We start from the raw sequence: 14,335 nt of genomic DNA, 5'->3' as shown, positions 1-14,335 counted from the left end.
TTCTAGGAGGACAGATGAGCAAGCGAGGCCGGAAGCGTCGTGCACGCAAGAAGAAAGGCGCGAACCGCGGCAAGCGTCCTAACGCTTGAGCCGTAAACGTCGGAAGCCCCAGTCGATTCGACTGGGGCTTCTCACGTATTGATGGGTATCGAACGCGTCAGGCAAAGTCCTGGCCGGCTTGGATCGGGGAAATCTGAACCTGCACGGTCCGGATCGACACCAAGACTTTGTCTCGCAGCGGCGCCGGTGCCACCTCGTGGCAGGAGCGCGAAACAAGGCTTTTCACGACCCGTTCGAGATCGAATTCGCCCAAGCACGGCCCGCATTCCTCAATATGGGCCTGAATCTCTTCGCAACTCGCATCGTCCATCTCGTTGTCGATGAACAGGTAGAGGCTTTCGAGTGCTTTGCTGCACTCCGATCCCGAGCCGTCGGCGCACATGTTCATGAGTCCCTCACCCCCGTGGCGGCCATCCCGCGGTCCCGTGCGTAGTCAGCAAGCAGGTCACGAAGCATGCGGCGGCCACGGTGCAGCCGCGACATTACGGTGCCAATTGGAGTGTCCATGATTTCGGCGATTTCTTTGTAAGGGAAGCCCTCGACGTCGGCGAGATAAATCGCATAACGGAAATCCTCAGGCAATGATTGCAACGCATCCTTGACATCGCTGTCGGGGAGATGTTCGAGCGCGACCATCTCGGCAGATTTCAAACCGCCGGAGGTGTGTGATTCGGCCGAGGCAAGTTGCCAATCCTCAATCTGATCGGTCATCTGCTGCGGCTGGCGCTGCTTTTTGCGATAACTGTTGATGTAGGTGTTGGTCTGGATGCGGTAAAGCCAAGCTTTCAGATTAGTGCCCGGCTTGAATTGATGGAACGCGCTAAATGCCTTGGCGTAGGTCTCTTGAACCAGATCCTCGGCATCATGTGGGCTGCGGGTCATGCGCAGCGCAGCGGAATAAAGTTGGTTGATATAGGGCAGCGCATCGGCCTCGAAACGGGCCTGCTGCTCCTCCGGGGTCTCGGCCGCCGCGGTCTCTGGTGTTTCCGACTTGTCGGTCATTTGCCTCAAGCCTACCCCGGGGGACAGACCATGTGCTGTGGCTGTGTCATTGCATGTTGCTAGTCGTTCTGGACATGCCAACATCAATTACCTCCTGCCCTACACAACAGCAATATCGCAGTCTTTGTTCCCTATTCGGGTCGGAGCGGTTCGATCAACTCGGGACCGTTGTTACGGACATTTCCCACTGCTGTGGAGACCGGAAATGCATCGAGTAGCCCGGGCGCTGCTGGAACTAACAGCCCGAGCAATTGATCGCGCGGCTGTGGTTCGGGATCGAGCCACTCGGCGTATGCGTCACGCTCGACGAGCAACGGCATTCGGTCATGCAGATGACCGAGGGAATCCTCCGCAGCAGTGGTCAGGATGGTAAAACTCGCGACCCACTCCCCCGTGTCGGGTTGTTTCCAAAACTCATACAGGCCAGCCATCGCCAACACCGAACGATCCTTGGGGGTGATGAAGAATGGCTGTTTGGCCTTGCCTTGACCCTTGTACCATTCGTAGTAGCCGGACGCTGGAACAAGTGCCCGCCGGGCCGCAAAGGCACCACGGAACGATGGCTTCTCGGCAACCGTCTCCATACGAGCGTTGATCATCCGACTACCGATCGAAGGGTCCTTTGCCCAATGCGGAATCAACCCCCATCGCGCGGTACGCACCTCGCGATGCTCGGGGGTCTCGCCCTCGCGCCGACGCTGCACCACGATCGGCGCCGCATCGGTAGGTGCAAGGTTGTAGTTGGGCACTAACTCAACGAATGAATTGGCCAAGTCGATCTGGAATTCGGCGTTGACAGCAGCCGCCGTCAACGCTGTCGCATACCGTCCACACATGATTCAAGCCTGCCATGCAGATCGCCCGCAGGAAACTCGCTGGACCAACAGCCGCTGCGCCCACCCCGAGATATGGGCGCAGCGGCTAGCTAGTTATCTGGCCAACTCGGCCAGAAGCCATCCGATCCCCGCCGCGTGACGTGGCAGCGATTCCAACCAGAGGCGCGGCTCAGCATCGCCGGTCTGGATGCGCCAGATCAGAATGTGGAGAAGCTCCAAGGTCGATCGATCGGTCCGAGGCCTCTCGACCAATGCCGCCGCGCGATGGGTCGAGAGCGTCGCAATTGTCTCGTCGCCGCTGTAAATCGTCCGCATTGCATCTGCGGTCTCAAGAAGTGCCAGCGACACCGCCAACGCATTCGCCGAGGTAGCAGGAAGATCTACCACGATGAGTTCGTACCGATCGCCAGCGCTAACCCCATCTCGCTCCGCAGCTCGATAGACGTCATTGAGACGGCTGCGTAAATGCGCGGTACTGGACAACGTCGTCAGCGGATCTTCACAAGAAATCTGGTGTTGATGCACCAGAGTCTCTTCGGACCAGCCGACCGAAATCGCCTTCGTCACGTCGTACCCGGGCCACTGCCCGTGGTCGGAATACATCCGCTCCAGGTCGTCCAAGACTTCCTGGAGCGGACTGCCAAACGCTGCTGCACTCGCTCCCACCTCGTGTGCAACAGCGGCAATATCCACCAGTCCGGAATTGAGGGCTTCCTCGATGGCCACAAACGGCGTTGATACGAGATCTTCCACGTCGTGCCTCCCTCGGTTTGCTCAGCTGTTTCGAGCGTCGGACATGTATGAGACGATGCGAGGTATTTGTCATGACGCGGATTGTCCAAACAATTTCGTGACACCTTGACGCCCTGCCTCGTTGTACGGGTAGGAGGACCGCATTTCGTGACGATCAACACCACCGAAACACAACTCGAGCAGAGTGATGCCGAGTTGATCGCTGCCGTGCGCGCAGGCGACAACACGGCGTACGGATTGCTGTTTGAGCGACATCGTGGTGCGGCATTGCGGCTCGCACGTCAGCTGTTGACCGATTCCGAATCCGAGGACCTCGTTTCGGAGGCGTTCACCAAGGTGTTCGTGCTCCTGCAAAACGGCAAGGGGCCCGATGTAGCGTTTCGCGCCTACCTGTTGACCGCGATCCGCCGGTTGCATGTCGATCGCATTCGTGCCGGACAGCGCCTACGTCCGACCGACAATGAATCCGAACTCGACCGCCACGTCGAGTTCTTCGATCTTGCTGCGATCAATTTTGAGCGCGGTACCGCAGCCGATGCTTTCGCCTCGTTGCCCGAACGCTGGCAGCTCGTGCTGTGGCATCTTGACGTCGAAGGGCAAAAGCCTGCCGACGTCGCTCCGTTGCTGGGAATGAGCGCCAACAGTGTCTCGGCGCTTGCCTATCGGGCCCGAGAGGGCCTCCGGCAGGCATATCTCCAACATCATCTCGCCGACACCGCCGAAGGCAACTGTCGATGGACCACCCAACGACTTGGTGCATTCGTGCGCAAAGGATTGTCCAGCCGGGAATCCATGAAGGTTGAGGAACACCTCGACGAATGCCGCCGCTGCATGGGTATCTACCTCGAACTCACCGAAATCAACTGCAATTTGTCGGGCATTCTGGCGCCGGCGCTGCTTGGCACGGCGGCCGCCGGCTACCTGACTGCAAGTTCGGTAGCTGTGGCCGGAGCCACCGGGGCAACCGGTCTAGCTGCGCTTAAACCATTCCTGCTGAACTCAGTGTTCGAGCCAGTCAAGGCCGCCATCGTCGCTTCGCCAGGCGCGTCAGCGGCTGTGGCGGCCGTCGCGGTTGCCGCTACCGGCACAGTCGCCTTCGCGGCCACCAATATCGGGAACGACAAACCGCCCGCTACTCCGGCAGTATCAGCGCCGGCGGTTCCGGGCCCGACAACAGCGCCATCGCCCGCGCCGAAACCAAAATCCACACCTTCGGCCGGACCCTCGGCAACCCCAACAATTCCACCACCGCTGCCAGCACCGCCAGAGGCGCCAGCACCGCCAGCACCCGGCATTCCGACGACGCTCCAACCGACACCGGTCACGCCGGCACCCCAACCGACACCGACCACGCCGTCGCCGCCACCAATCGTAGCGAGCGATTTGGGGATCGGCGCCGTCGCAATCAGCAATGATGACGCTGCCTTCCAGCGACGCTTCACCATCCCGGTCACATCAGTAACTGCCGGGCGGGCTCAGGATCTGACGATTTTGCTGACCGTTGCGTTCGACCATGCGGTCCTATTTCGCGGAGTGGTTAGTTCCGGGTGGGCCTGTGACGCACCTAAACGTAACCGTCCGATGAAGGCGTTGAACTGCACCCGCATGCAAAGTGGCCCGCAAGTGCCCGCTTTGGTGTTCAAAGCGATCCGGCTACTACCGCCAACGGGCACGATTTCAGTCTCTGCGGCCGCCAATGACGATCCGGCGACGGCGAACAACACGGCGCGATTCACCGCGCCACGATGGCATCTACGCTGAATCTTCCGCGTCATTCATCTGCATGTTGTATGAATAGGACATGACTCTCCTCCGTCAAACCGCTCGTCCCATGCTCGCGTCGATGTTCTTCGTCGGCGGCTATAACGCTGTCAAGAATGCGAAAGTGTTGGCTCCGAAGGCCCAACCGCTGGCCGATCAGATCTCCAGCCTCGCGCCCTCATTACCGCTCTCCGCAGCCAATCTCGTACGTCTCAACGGTGTCGTCCATTTGACTGCGGGCGCCGCATTGGCCAGCGGGCGAGTCCCGCGAATTGCTGCTTTCGTTCTCGCCGGCTCACTGGTGCCGACGACGCTCCAAGGGCATCAATTCTGGAAAGAGACTGATCCAGGTATGCGCGCCAATCAGCGAGTTCATTTTTTCAAGAATGTTTCGATGCTCGGCGGGCTCCTGATGGCGACTCTGGATCCCGATCCGCATAAGAAAATCCTTCCCCGCCGGGCGAAGGACAAGGCGGTCGAGAAGATCGACCAGATCCGCAACTGAGCCACGGCTGGGCGACGGACCCCGATAGGCTGGTTCTGATGACTGCTCCTCTGCCTTGGCTGGCGCCGTTCCGCGAAGCACCGCTGGACGGCACCTTGTTGATCCCCGGCTCCAAATCACTGACCAACCGCGTCCTGATCCTGTCCGCGCTCGCTGACGGCCCGTCGGTCATAACGCGACCGCTGGGGTCACGTGATACCAATCTGATGCTCGGAGCACTGACCGCACTCGGTGCCGAAATTCACCGTGATGGGATCCGCTGGACGATCACACCGACGCCGCTCACCGGCACCGCGCCAACTCAGATCGACTGCGGCTTGGCCGGCACGGTCATGCGATTCGTGCCACCGGTGGCAGCGCTCGCCTCGGCCGACGTCGCGTTCGACGGTGACGAGCATGCCCGGGTACGCCCGATGGCCACGATTATCGATTCGCTGCGCTTACTTGGCGCTGAGATCACCGATGACGATCGCGGCGCTCTGCCATTCACGGTCCACGGCTCGGGCGGACTTGCCGGCGGAGCCGTCGAGATCGATGCTTCCGCGTCAAGCCAGTTTGTGTCCGCATTGTTGCTAATTGGCGCCCGCTGCGAGCAGGGCATCGACATACGGCATGTCGGCGATCCGGTGCCGTCAATGCCACACATCGAGATGACGATTGCCCAACTGCGGCTCCGTGGTGTGAGGGTCGACGACAGCGAAGCCAATCGCTGGGTCGTTCACCCGGGGTCGATTCAGGCCCTCGACACCGAAATCGAGCCCGATCTCTCCAATGCCGGACCGTTTATTGCCGCCGCGCTCGTGACCCATGGACAGGTCCGCATCCGCAATTGGCCTGAGCACACCGAGCAGGCTGGCGACCGTTGGCAGGAACTTTTTGCCGCATTCGGCGGCACCAGCAAACGTGATGGCGCGGATCTGATCTTCACGGCGGGAGACTCTTTGCACGGCGTCGATCTGGACCTGCACGACGAAGGCGAACTCACTCCGGTGATTGCTGCCGTGTGCGCCTTGGCGGACGAACCATCCAGGTTGACTGGCATCGCACATCTACGCGGCCACGAAACTGACCGGCTCGCGGCATTGGCGACCGAGATCAATCGGCTCGGCGGTGATGTCACCGAACTTGAGGACGGTCTGCTCATTTCGCCTCGTCCGCTGCATGCTGAGATCTTCCAAACCTACGACGATCACCGCATGGCCCATGCTGCCGTTGTGCTCGGCCTACGTACCAAGGATTTGTTCGTTGAAAATGTCGTGACGACGGTCAAGACCTACCCCAATTTCGCGCCGGTGTGGGAGCGTCTGATCACCTCATGAGACCCGAGGACGACGAGCACACCCGGTTTGAGCGACCCAAGCGCCGTACGCGTCCGCGTACGAAAGACCATCCCAATTACGATGATGCGGCGGTCGGCCGGGTCATCACGATCGATCGCGGCCGTTACAGCTTGTTGCTGGTCGATGCGGCTGGCGAACGCGTCGTGACCGCCATGAAGTCACGCAATCTGGGTCGTAAAGGCGTCGTTGTCGGTGATGAGGTCCGCGTCGTCGGCGACATCAGCGGCCGTACTGACACACTCGCTCGCATCGTCGAGGTCAACGAACGGCGCACGGTGCTTCGCCGCACTGCCGATGACGACGATCCAATCGAGCGCATCATTGTGGCCAATGCCGAACAATTGGTCATCGTTGCCGCACTTGCCGATCCGCCGCCACGCACGGGGCTCATCGACCGTTGTCTCGTCGCTGCGTTTGACGCCGGGATGCAGCCGATCGTATGTCTGACGAAAGCCGATCTCGCCGATCCGACCGAATTATTGGGTCTGCTCGAGCCGCTCGACGTCGCTGTCCTGGTGACCGAGCAGGGCGGCGACTTGTCTGCGGTGCGCACCATGCTTGCGGACAAAGTGAGCGTCTTGGTCGGTCACAGCGGGGTCGGCAAATCCACCTTGGTCAACGCATTGGTGCCAGATGCCGATCGCACCACCAGCCATGTCAACTCGATTACGGGACGGGGCCGGCATACCTCCACGTCGGCAATCGTGCTGGAGTTGCCGTTCGGAGGTCTGATTGTCGATACACCAGGCATACGTTCCTTCGGACTCGCGCACGTCAATGTCGAAGACATCCTCAAAGCGTTCCCCGATCTTGATGCCGCGACCGCCGACTGCCCGCGTGGCTGCCCGCACCTGGCGAGTGAGCCCGAATGCGCGCTCGATGTCGCGGTAGCTGATCAGACCCTTCGAGCGGCCCGGGTCGAGTCATTTCGCCGACTGTTGACCAGCAAGGAATCAGCCACCGATCATCCCTCCTGAGCCTGCTCAGGTGATATCGCGCCGGAAGGTCGTAACGCGGCCAACCAGCGTCAACACGGCAACATATGCCAAGAGGACGAGCGCGCCCTCCCATCTGGCGAGCAACGTCAGTGCGCCCGATTCGCTGTAGAGGCTGGCGCCGACGATCGACTCGGCCGCCGCGCCCGGCAGGAAACGTGAGACTCCCTCCAGCGCATCGACCAGCGACATCCCCACCCGCAGCAAAGGTTCGACAAACTGCGTGAAGGCCAGAATCACGACAATCGACGCCACCTGATTGGGCAGAACGGAGCCGAGTCCGACTCCGACCAAGGTCCAGAGCGCCAAGGCGACGACCGCCATCGCGATCGAGGTGATGACGTCCGCGTCGCCCAAGGACAGATTGACGTCATAGAGCGCAAGCACTGGCGCACCGCCAGCGACTGCGAACAGCGTGCCGATTGCGCCGTAGACGACACCAATGAGTAGCGCAGTGACGAGTTTGGCGCCAAGGACCACGCTGCGCCTCGGTTCGAACAAAAGTGTCGGGGTGATCGTCTGATGCCGAAACTCCGTCGTGACCGCCAGTGCACCGATGATCAACGGAAAGACATACCCGAGGGTGTTGCCGAGGGTGTAGACCGATTGGGCGATGGCTTTATCGGGCAATGGGGTGGCTCCCGAACCGCCCATCATCGAACTGCTCGGATCGGAGCCGAGCGAGAATGCCATTACCGCGCCGAGGAACGCCATGTAGCCGGCCATCACAATCAGCAACAACCACCACAGCCGGGTCGTGGTGAACTTCCGGTATTCGGTCAGCAACGCTGCCCTCATACGGCGGCTCCCTTCACATCCGCGCCCTGTTCGGTCAGATCGAAGAACACCTGCTCAAGGTCGACGGCACGATCACTGAGCGCATGTAGCTCCAACTGACTGGCAAATGCCGCCGCGCCAACCTCAGCGGCAGTCACCGAGTCGACAAGGACGCTGCCGTCGGCCTGGTCGAGCAGACGCCACTGGTGTTCGGCGACGAGCCGCTCCAACCCTTCGCGATCGGGGGTGACCAAACGTGCCTGATAACCAGCTAATGCAGCGAGTTCAGAAATCGACGAGGAGTGGACGAGCCGGCCGCCGGCAATGATGACGACATCATCAACGGTTTGTTGAATTTCGGGCAACATGTGGCTCGAGACCAGAATCGTCTTGCCCTCGCCTGCGAGATGCCGCAGTAGAAGCCGTAGCCATTTGATGCCTTCGGGATCAAGCCCATTTGCGGGCTCATCCAGAATGAGAACATCGGGATCGCCAAGCAGCGTCGTCGCGAGCGCAAGCCGCTGGCGCATACCCATCGAGAAGCCACCCACTCGGCGCCGTGCCGCATCGGTCAGACCCACGGCCTCGAGCACCTCATCACAGCGCCGATCCGAGACGCCAACTTGCGGTGCGAACATCCGCAGGTGGTTCCGCGCCGTACGGCCTGGATGGAAGCTGGCCGCTTCAAGCGCCGCGCCAACTGTGCGCGCAGGAACGGTCAGATCGCCATAGCGACTACCACCGATCGTTGCGCTCCCAGAGGTCGGTTCAACCAATCCGAGCAGCATCCGAAGCGTTGTGGTTTTGCCAGCACCATTTGGTCCCAGAAAGCCTGTGACTGCGCCCGGCCGGACCATGACGCTCAGATCATCGACCGCCTGAATTTCAGCAAATGACTTCGTCAGTCGATCAAACCTGATTTCGCCAGACATCGGCACCCCTTTCGAGCCTGCGAATGCGCCATTTCAGGCGTATTCCCCCGTACGCTAGGCATCATGGCACATTCGCACAGTGACGATCTGCGCCTCGCCCACGTACTCGCCGACAACGCCGATTCGTTGTCGATGGAACGCTTCATGGCGGTCGACCTCAAGGTCTCCACGAAGCCGGACATGACCTACGTGACCGAGTCCGATCAAGCGGTTGAAGAAGCAATTCGCCGCACGCTCAAATCCGCTCGTACCCGAGACACGATCCTGGGTGAGGAACAAGGCGAGGAGGCTGGCTCCAGCGGATCGCAGGAGCGGCGCTGGATCATCGACCCAATCGATGGAACCTCCAATTTTGTGCGCGGCGTCCCGGTGTGGGCGACGCTTATCGCGCTAGAAGCGGCCGGCGAGGTCGTTGCGTCATGCGTATCCGCACCTGCTCTGGGCCGGCGCTGGTGGGCTTCGAAGGGCGGCGGCGCCTTCACCGGCAAGTCTTTGCTGAACTCGCGCCAGATTCATGTTTCGGACGTCGCTGAACTCGACAATGCCTCATTTTCAATCTCGTCACTTCATGGCTGGGAGGAGATCGGCAAGCTCGAAGCCTTCGTCGCCTTGACCCGTCGTTGCTGGCGTACCCGCGGCTACGGGGATTTTTGGTCCTATATGTTGCTGGCCGAAGGCGCGCTCGACATCGCCGCAGAGCCCGAGTTGAAAGTCTGGGACATGGCCGCGCTCGATGTCATCGTGCGTGAGGCCGGCGGCACTTTCACCAGCCTCGCAGGCCGACTTGGACCATGGGGCGGCAATGCGATTGCCACCAATACCCGGCTGCATGATGCCGCGATGGCTTATCTGGGACATTTTCCTGACACCGCTGAAAATTTGAGCGAGGATCCCGACGACAACTGGGGCGATGAACCCGAGGAGCTGCCCTCGAATGTTCGACCGTTCGACTTCAGTCGTCCAGATGATGAGCGCTGACCCTGCCCAAACCGCAGACTTCGCGCTATTGTCGGACTAATCGACCCTAAGGAGCCGAACGCATGCGTGTCAGTGACGTCCTAGCCTCAAAGGGCAGTGCCGAGGTCTACACAGTTCGACCCGATGCCACGATTGCCGAGTTGCTCGACAAGATGGCAGACCTGAATGTCGGAGCGCTCGTCGTGAGCGACGACGGCCATCAGTTGATCGGCATCGTGTCCGAACGCGATGTCGTACGAAAACTTCGCGGCGTCGGTGATGCGAGTGTTCGTACGGTCGACACGATCATGACAACCAACATCCAAACGTGCTCGCCTGGCGATTCATTCGGCGAACTCATGGCCAGTATGACCAAGTATCGAGTGCGGCACATTCCGGTGCTCCAAGAGGGCAGACTCGTCGGTGTGCTGAGCATCGGTGATGTGGTCAAATATCGGATGGACCAACTCGAGTTCGAGCGCGATCAACTCAACAACTACGTCGCTGGCGGCTGATCCGCCACCCACCTCCGCGAGTGGCGCAGGGATGACGATTTTCGACCGAAATCTCGTCATCCCTGCGCCACTCGTTGTCATTCTTGCGCCACTCGGCGAGGTCCTGGCCGACATACGCAGGACGGTGTACCGCATACTTGCCGACGATGAGCAGAACAGCTAAGCCAGCACGTATCACCGTGCCCGAGAGCGAGATGACCTGGCGGTTTTCTCGCTCGTCAGGGCCGGGCGGACAGAGCGTCAACACGACCGATTCACGCGTCGAACTCCTGTGGAGCCTCACCGCGACGGCAGCGCTCACCGACGAACAGAAGATGCTTGCCACTAGCCGATTGCGTGGCCGGCTGATCGACGGAACGATCACGATCGTCGCCTCACAATACAAATCCCAACATCGCAATCGAGAAGCCGCCCGCATCCGGTTGGAGACGCTGCTCGCACGGGCCCTGATACCGCCAAAAACTCGCCACGCGACCAAACCCAGCAGAGGTGCCCGGCAGCGCCGACTTGATGAGAAGAAGCGACGCAGCGACACGAAACGGCTACGGAAGCCGCCCGAGTAGCCCCGCCCTATGGGACGATTCGATCGTGAGCACACCCACGCCGAAAGCCATCCGCAAATTCTGGCGCACCGTCGAGACCATCCACACCATCGTCTACTTCTCGCCCGAGTCCAGATCGGCATATAAGTCGATCGGGCTGCGCGGCTATTGGAGCGGCTATTTTGCCTCCCGGTCCGCTCCGCTAGGTACGCCGAGCGTCGAGGTCGTGACTTCGACTTTCTATGGATTCGCGCCTGAGATGGTTGCCAAGGCCATTCCGGAGGCTTGGACACTCGCCGATCGCGATGAGATTCTCGCGACTAGGGAACGCATCGCCGTCAACGTGCTTGAGCCGACTCTCGGTACCGCGGATGTCAGCGCAGTCGCCGACCAACTGATGGCGGCGACCGAACCATTGTCGTATGCCGGCCGCACGCTCGCCGCCGCCCACCGGGCGCTTCCGGTTCCCGAAACGCCATTGGCGCGACTCTGGCACGCGGCCTCGATCCTGCGTGAGTATCGCGGGGATGGCCACAATGCCGTGCTGACCGCTGCGCACGTCGGACCGGTCGACGCGAACATCCTGCAGGCCGCCCTCGGCAAAGCATTCGATGATCAGCAAGCCGCACGTGGCTGGAGCGATAGGGACTGGGCCGCCGGACACGATCGGCTCGTGGGCCGTGGCTGGATCGACGCGGACGGCGCGCTGACCGAACTGGGAACCGACGAGCGCGAGGAAATTGAAACCCTTACCGATGTGGCCAGCAATTCGGCCATACTCGACCTGATCGACACACCCACCGCTGATTCGTTGCTCAATTGGGCCCGAACGATCAGCAAGAGCGACGCGATAACGCTCCCGAATTTCAGCGGCGTGCCCAAGACATGATGGCAAGGCGATCGGGTGCGATCGCAGCAGGCGCGTTGTTCGTCCTGACCACTGGACAGTTGGCAGTCGCACAATTCGTTCCGAACATTCCTCAGTTCGAGGGGAAAGCGTTCGGCACGCGACTGATCGCCTACCCGATCATGATGGCGGCGGTGCCGTTCCTCTGGTGGCTCATCGGCCGCGCACGGTCATACGACCGGCCGCTCCCTTGGCCCGCATTTGCGCTGATCATGCTGCCGTTCTTTATCGATGTGACTGGCAATACCTTAAATCTGTACGATTCGATTGCCTGGTGGGACGACCTCAACCACTTCGCCAACTGGCTGTTCTTGCTGTGGGGCTGCGGCCTTCTGATCACCCACGCTCGTGTCACACCGCGTTGGGCGCTGATTCTCACGATCACCGGACTTGGGGCAATTCTTGCGATTGGCTGGGAGCTCGGCGAGTGGTACACGTTCATCCGGCACGGCACCGAACTCGACAATGCCTATCAAGACACGCTTGGCGATGAGGCACTCGGTACGCTCGGAGCGCTTGTGGCGGCATTCCTAGTCGCCCGTACGACCGGCAGCGCCGGAAGGGACTGACATGGAAATCTGGATCAACCCGGCATGCAGCAAATGCCGCACTGCGACGACTGCGCTCGACGCGGCCGGCATCGACTACACGGTGCGCCGTTATCTCGATGATGTGCCGACCGCCGCCGAACTCGCTGACGTTCTCGATCGTATGGGCCTAGAACCGTGGGACATTGTCCGCATGGCCGAAGCCCCGGCAGCTGCATTGAAATCACTGCCCAAGGATGCTGAGCATCGTGCCGATTGGATCGCTGCGATGATCGCCGACCCGATCCTCATCCAGCGCCCCATCCTCACTGCCGATGACGGGACAACGGTTATCGGCCGTGACTCGGAGTCGCTAGCAAAGGTGCTCTGACGCACCCACGCTTTGGCCCAGCCACGGTCCCGAGAACAACACCGTGGCTGGGCCAGCCCGCAAATTCGATTCGATCAGACCGCTGCCGTCATAACCGGAGTGGTTGTCGGCTGCTTGGAGCCACCCGCCGGTTCGACCGTGATCGCGATGCTGTCAGCGCTGCCGAGATTCTTGACTAGATAAACGCCCGAACCAGCCTTGATAAGACCTTGCGAACGAGCCTTGCCCGCCTCGATCGTCCACAGTTGATAGGTCTTGTCGCTGATCTGGCGAATCCCGTTGGTGAGCAGAACCGCGCCATTGGCGCTCTTAGAGTCGACCAATCGCACCGCACCGACACCCTTGATGGTCATGTTTTGCATCTGGGCGTCGGAGGACGTCAATACCTCAGACATCGCCGTCTGCTGCGCCTGCAGGTTCGTACTGTTATTGCGCTCGACCGCAAATCCGCCGATGCCGGCCAACGCGACCAGCATCGAGGCCGCGACCAGCATGCGCGGCAGCGCACGCCGCACCCGACTGTGTGTTGCCATCGCCGTGACCACCGGTCGTTCCTGCGGGGTGCGCGCGACAGTCGCCATCAGGCGATCCCGCAATTCCTCAGGAGCCCGTTGCTCGGCCGCCGCACCCATCCGACCAGCCGTGGTCAAAAGGCCAGGCAGCTCGACGCCGCAATCATCACATTGCGCGATGTGCGCCTCAAAGCGTGCCCGTTCATCAGGGTCGAGCGCGTTTAACGCGTACGGCGCCAACAGGGAATGGATATCAATAGTCATGCCACAACTCCCATGCAGTCTCGGAGGCGGACAAGACCGTCTCTCATTCGGGTTTTAACAGTCGCGGGATTGACGTCGAGAACTTCGGCGACCTCCGCGTAGGTATGTCCTTGGTAATAGGCCAGGTTGATCGCTTCGCGTTGGAGCTGCGTCAGCCCCTTCATGCAATGGCGAACCTGTTCGTGTTCAAGATTGGCCGAAACCTGCTCATCGACTTGGTCGTAGTCGGGACCGCCGGACCAGTCGTACTTCAAGTCACGATTGGTGGCCGCCTGATCATGTCGCACCGCATCAACCGCACGTCGATGGGTCAGCGTCAGGATCCAGCTCTTGGCCCGGCCGCGAGCCGGATCGAAGCGAGCAGCCGACTTCCAGACCTGCAGGAAAACTTCTTGGGCAATCTCTTCGGCTCGGGACGGATCGCGGATGACTCGACGCGCCAGTCCATAGACCGAAGAACTCATCGCGTCGTAGAGTTGACCGAACGCCGCTTCGTCACCGTGCGAAACGTGCACGAGCAGTTCGTCGAGGTCAATGACGTCGGCAACAGCCGGCACGCTGCTGAGATGCGACTCTCGCATCGACTGGCTCATATCGGACTCCTTCGCGAAGAACTTTGCAATGTTCATTCGCAGCCGCCAGAGACATAGATGGGTCTAATCGGCAAAAAATTTCGCGTCAGCATGTCTTCGATACTAGGTGGCACCGGGGTGGACTCCCTACTCACGACTTCGATTGGCGGGAATTGCTTTTAGCGGT

20 protein-coding genes are annotated in these 14,335 nt (G+C 60.7%); 12 read left to right on the top strand and 8 right to left on the bottom strand.

Translation table 11 applies throughout. The features are described 5' to 3' along the window. The first annotated feature begins 14 nt into the window (after window positions 1-14). Window positions 15-89: a 50S ribosomal protein bL37 gene (locus AC2YB9_RS06700; RefSeq protein WP_487268574.1), complete on the top strand. Its 75-nt coding sequence runs from the start codon at window positions 15-17 to the stop codon at window positions 87-89. A 68-nt stretch (window positions 90-157) separates the two neighbouring features. Here the strand turns inward: AC2YB9_RS06700 and rsrA are convergent, their stop codons facing one another. From rsrA to AC2YB9_RS06680, 4 genes are all read right to left on the bottom strand, one after another. Further along, window positions 158-448 (bottom strand): mycothiol system anti-sigma-R factor, encoded by a 291-nt coding sequence (gene rsrA / locus AC2YB9_RS06695; RefSeq protein WP_487267972.1) that lies wholly within the window; start codon window positions 446-448, stop codon window positions 158-160. Continuing rightward, window positions 445-1,062, bottom strand: a complete 618-nt coding sequence (locus tag AC2YB9_RS06690) for a sigma-70 family RNA polymerase sigma factor (protein WP_487267971.1) — start codon at window positions 1,060-1,062, stop codon at window positions 445-447. The genes rsrA and AC2YB9_RS06690 overlap by 4 nt, the downstream gene beginning before the upstream one ends. 131 nt (window positions 1,063-1,193) lie before the next feature. Continuing rightward, window positions 1,194-1,898, bottom strand: a complete 705-nt coding sequence (locus AC2YB9_RS06685) for an SOS response-associated peptidase (protein WP_487267970.1) — start codon at window positions 1,896-1,898, stop codon at window positions 1,194-1,196. 93 nt (window positions 1,899-1,991) lie between these two features. Further along, complete coding sequence (locus AC2YB9_RS06680; RefSeq protein WP_487267969.1) at window positions 1,992-2,651, bottom strand: hypothetical protein; 660 nt, start codon at window positions 2,649-2,651, stop codon at window positions 1,992-1,994. 147 nt (window positions 2,652-2,798) lie between these two features. Here AC2YB9_RS06680 and AC2YB9_RS06675 point away from each other — a divergent pair, with 147 nt between their 5' ends. From AC2YB9_RS06675 to rsgA, 4 genes are read left to right on the top strand one after another with little or no spacing between them, the layout of a single operon-like run. After that, window positions 2,799-4,412, top strand: coding sequence for a sigma-70 family RNA polymerase sigma factor (locus AC2YB9_RS06675; RefSeq protein WP_487267968.1), 1,614 nt, complete (start codon window positions 2,799-2,801; stop codon window positions 4,410-4,412). Window positions 4,413-4,452: 40 nt separating this feature from the next. Continuing rightward, window positions 4,453-4,917 (top strand): DoxX family protein, encoded by a 465-nt coding sequence (locus AC2YB9_RS06670; protein ID WP_487267967.1) that lies wholly within the window; start codon window positions 4,453-4,455, stop codon window positions 4,915-4,917. A gap of 38 nt (window positions 4,918-4,955) precedes the next feature. Beyond that, window positions 4,956-6,236 (top strand): 3-phosphoshikimate 1-carboxyvinyltransferase, encoded by a 1,281-nt coding sequence (gene aroA, locus AC2YB9_RS06665; protein WP_487267966.1) that lies wholly within the window; start codon window positions 4,956-4,958, stop codon window positions 6,234-6,236. Beyond that, the gene (rsgA, locus tag AC2YB9_RS06660; RefSeq protein WP_487267965.1) at window positions 6,233-7,234 is read left to right on the top strand and encodes a ribosome small subunit-dependent GTPase A; all 1,002 of its coding nucleotides are present in this window, start codon (window positions 6,233-6,235) and stop codon (window positions 7,232-7,234) included. Before aroA ends, rsgA begins: the two co-directional genes overlap by 4 nt. Window positions 7,235-7,240: 6 nt before the next feature. Here the strand turns inward: rsgA and AC2YB9_RS06655 are convergent, their stop codons facing one another. Further along, entirely contained in the window at window positions 7,241-8,050 is an 810-nt protein-coding gene (locus AC2YB9_RS06655) for an ABC transporter permease (RefSeq protein WP_487267963.1), read from the bottom strand. Next, entirely contained in the window at window positions 8,047-8,961 is a 915-nt protein-coding gene (locus tag AC2YB9_RS06650) for an ATP-binding cassette domain-containing protein (protein ID WP_487267961.1), read from the bottom strand. The genes AC2YB9_RS06655 and AC2YB9_RS06650 overlap by 4 nt, the downstream gene beginning before the upstream one ends. Before the next feature lie 63 nt (window positions 8,962-9,024). Here AC2YB9_RS06650 and AC2YB9_RS06645 point away from each other — a divergent pair, with 63 nt between their 5' ends. The 7 genes from AC2YB9_RS06645 (at window position 9,025) to AC2YB9_RS06615 (ending at window position 12,800) form a co-directional block, all read left to right on the top strand. After that, window positions 9,025-9,939 carry an inositol monophosphatase family protein gene (locus AC2YB9_RS06645; RefSeq protein WP_487267960.1) on the top strand — a complete coding sequence of 305 codons (915 nt, stop codon included), beginning with the start codon at window positions 9,025-9,027 and terminating at the stop codon, window positions 9,937-9,939. Window positions 9,940-10,001: 62 nt separating this feature from the next. Beyond that, on the top strand, window positions 10,002-10,433 hold the full coding sequence (locus AC2YB9_RS06640) for a CBS domain-containing protein (protein ID WP_487267959.1): 432 nt from the start codon (window positions 10,002-10,004) through the stop codon (window positions 10,431-10,433). Between the two features lie 31 nt (window positions 10,434-10,464). Next, window positions 10,465-10,596, top strand: coding sequence for a hypothetical protein (locus tag AC2YB9_RS06635; RefSeq protein ID WP_487267958.1), 132 nt, complete (start codon window positions 10,465-10,467; stop codon window positions 10,594-10,596). Continuing rightward, window positions 10,580-10,996, top strand: coding sequence for an alternative ribosome rescue aminoacyl-tRNA hydrolase ArfB (gene arfB, locus AC2YB9_RS06630; RefSeq protein WP_487267957.1), 417 nt, complete (start codon window positions 10,580-10,582; stop codon window positions 10,994-10,996). The genes AC2YB9_RS06635 and arfB overlap by 17 nt, the downstream gene beginning before the upstream one ends. A gap of 25 nt (window positions 10,997-11,021) precedes the next feature. Further along, a complete protein-coding gene (locus AC2YB9_RS06625) occupies window positions 11,022-11,864 on the top strand; it encodes an SCO6745 family protein (RefSeq protein ID WP_487267955.1) in 843 nt (280 codons plus the stop codon). After that, complete coding sequence (locus AC2YB9_RS06620) at window positions 11,861-12,451, top strand: DUF2238 domain-containing protein (RefSeq protein ID WP_487267954.1); 591 nt, start codon at window positions 11,861-11,863, stop codon at window positions 12,449-12,451. Before AC2YB9_RS06625 ends, AC2YB9_RS06620 begins: the two co-directional genes overlap by 4 nt. 1 nt (window position 12,452) lies before the next feature. Further along, the gene (locus AC2YB9_RS06615) at window positions 12,453-12,800 is read left to right on the top strand and encodes an ArsC/Spx/MgsR family protein (RefSeq protein ID WP_487267953.1); all 348 of its coding nucleotides are present in this window, start codon (window positions 12,453-12,455) and stop codon (window positions 12,798-12,800) included. A 74-nt stretch (window positions 12,801-12,874) separates the two neighbouring features. Here the strand turns inward: AC2YB9_RS06615 and AC2YB9_RS06610 are convergent, their stop codons facing one another. Together AC2YB9_RS06610 and sigK are read right to left on the bottom strand one after the other, a co-directional pair. Then, window positions 12,875-13,576, bottom strand: coding sequence for an anti-sigma factor (locus AC2YB9_RS06610; RefSeq protein ID WP_487267952.1), 702 nt, complete (start codon window positions 13,574-13,576; stop codon window positions 12,875-12,877). After that, window positions 13,573-14,169, bottom strand: coding sequence for an ECF RNA polymerase sigma factor SigK (sigK, locus tag AC2YB9_RS06605; protein WP_487267951.1), 597 nt, complete (start codon window positions 14,167-14,169; stop codon window positions 13,573-13,575). Before sigK ends, AC2YB9_RS06610 begins: the two co-directional genes overlap by 4 nt. Window positions 14,170-14,335: the final 166 nt, after the last annotated feature.

The organism is Aeromicrobium changchenzhani, assembly GCF_057586615.1.
Note: the sequence above shows the minus strand (reverse complement) of the source record. Positions and strands in the feature narration are given on the sequence as shown.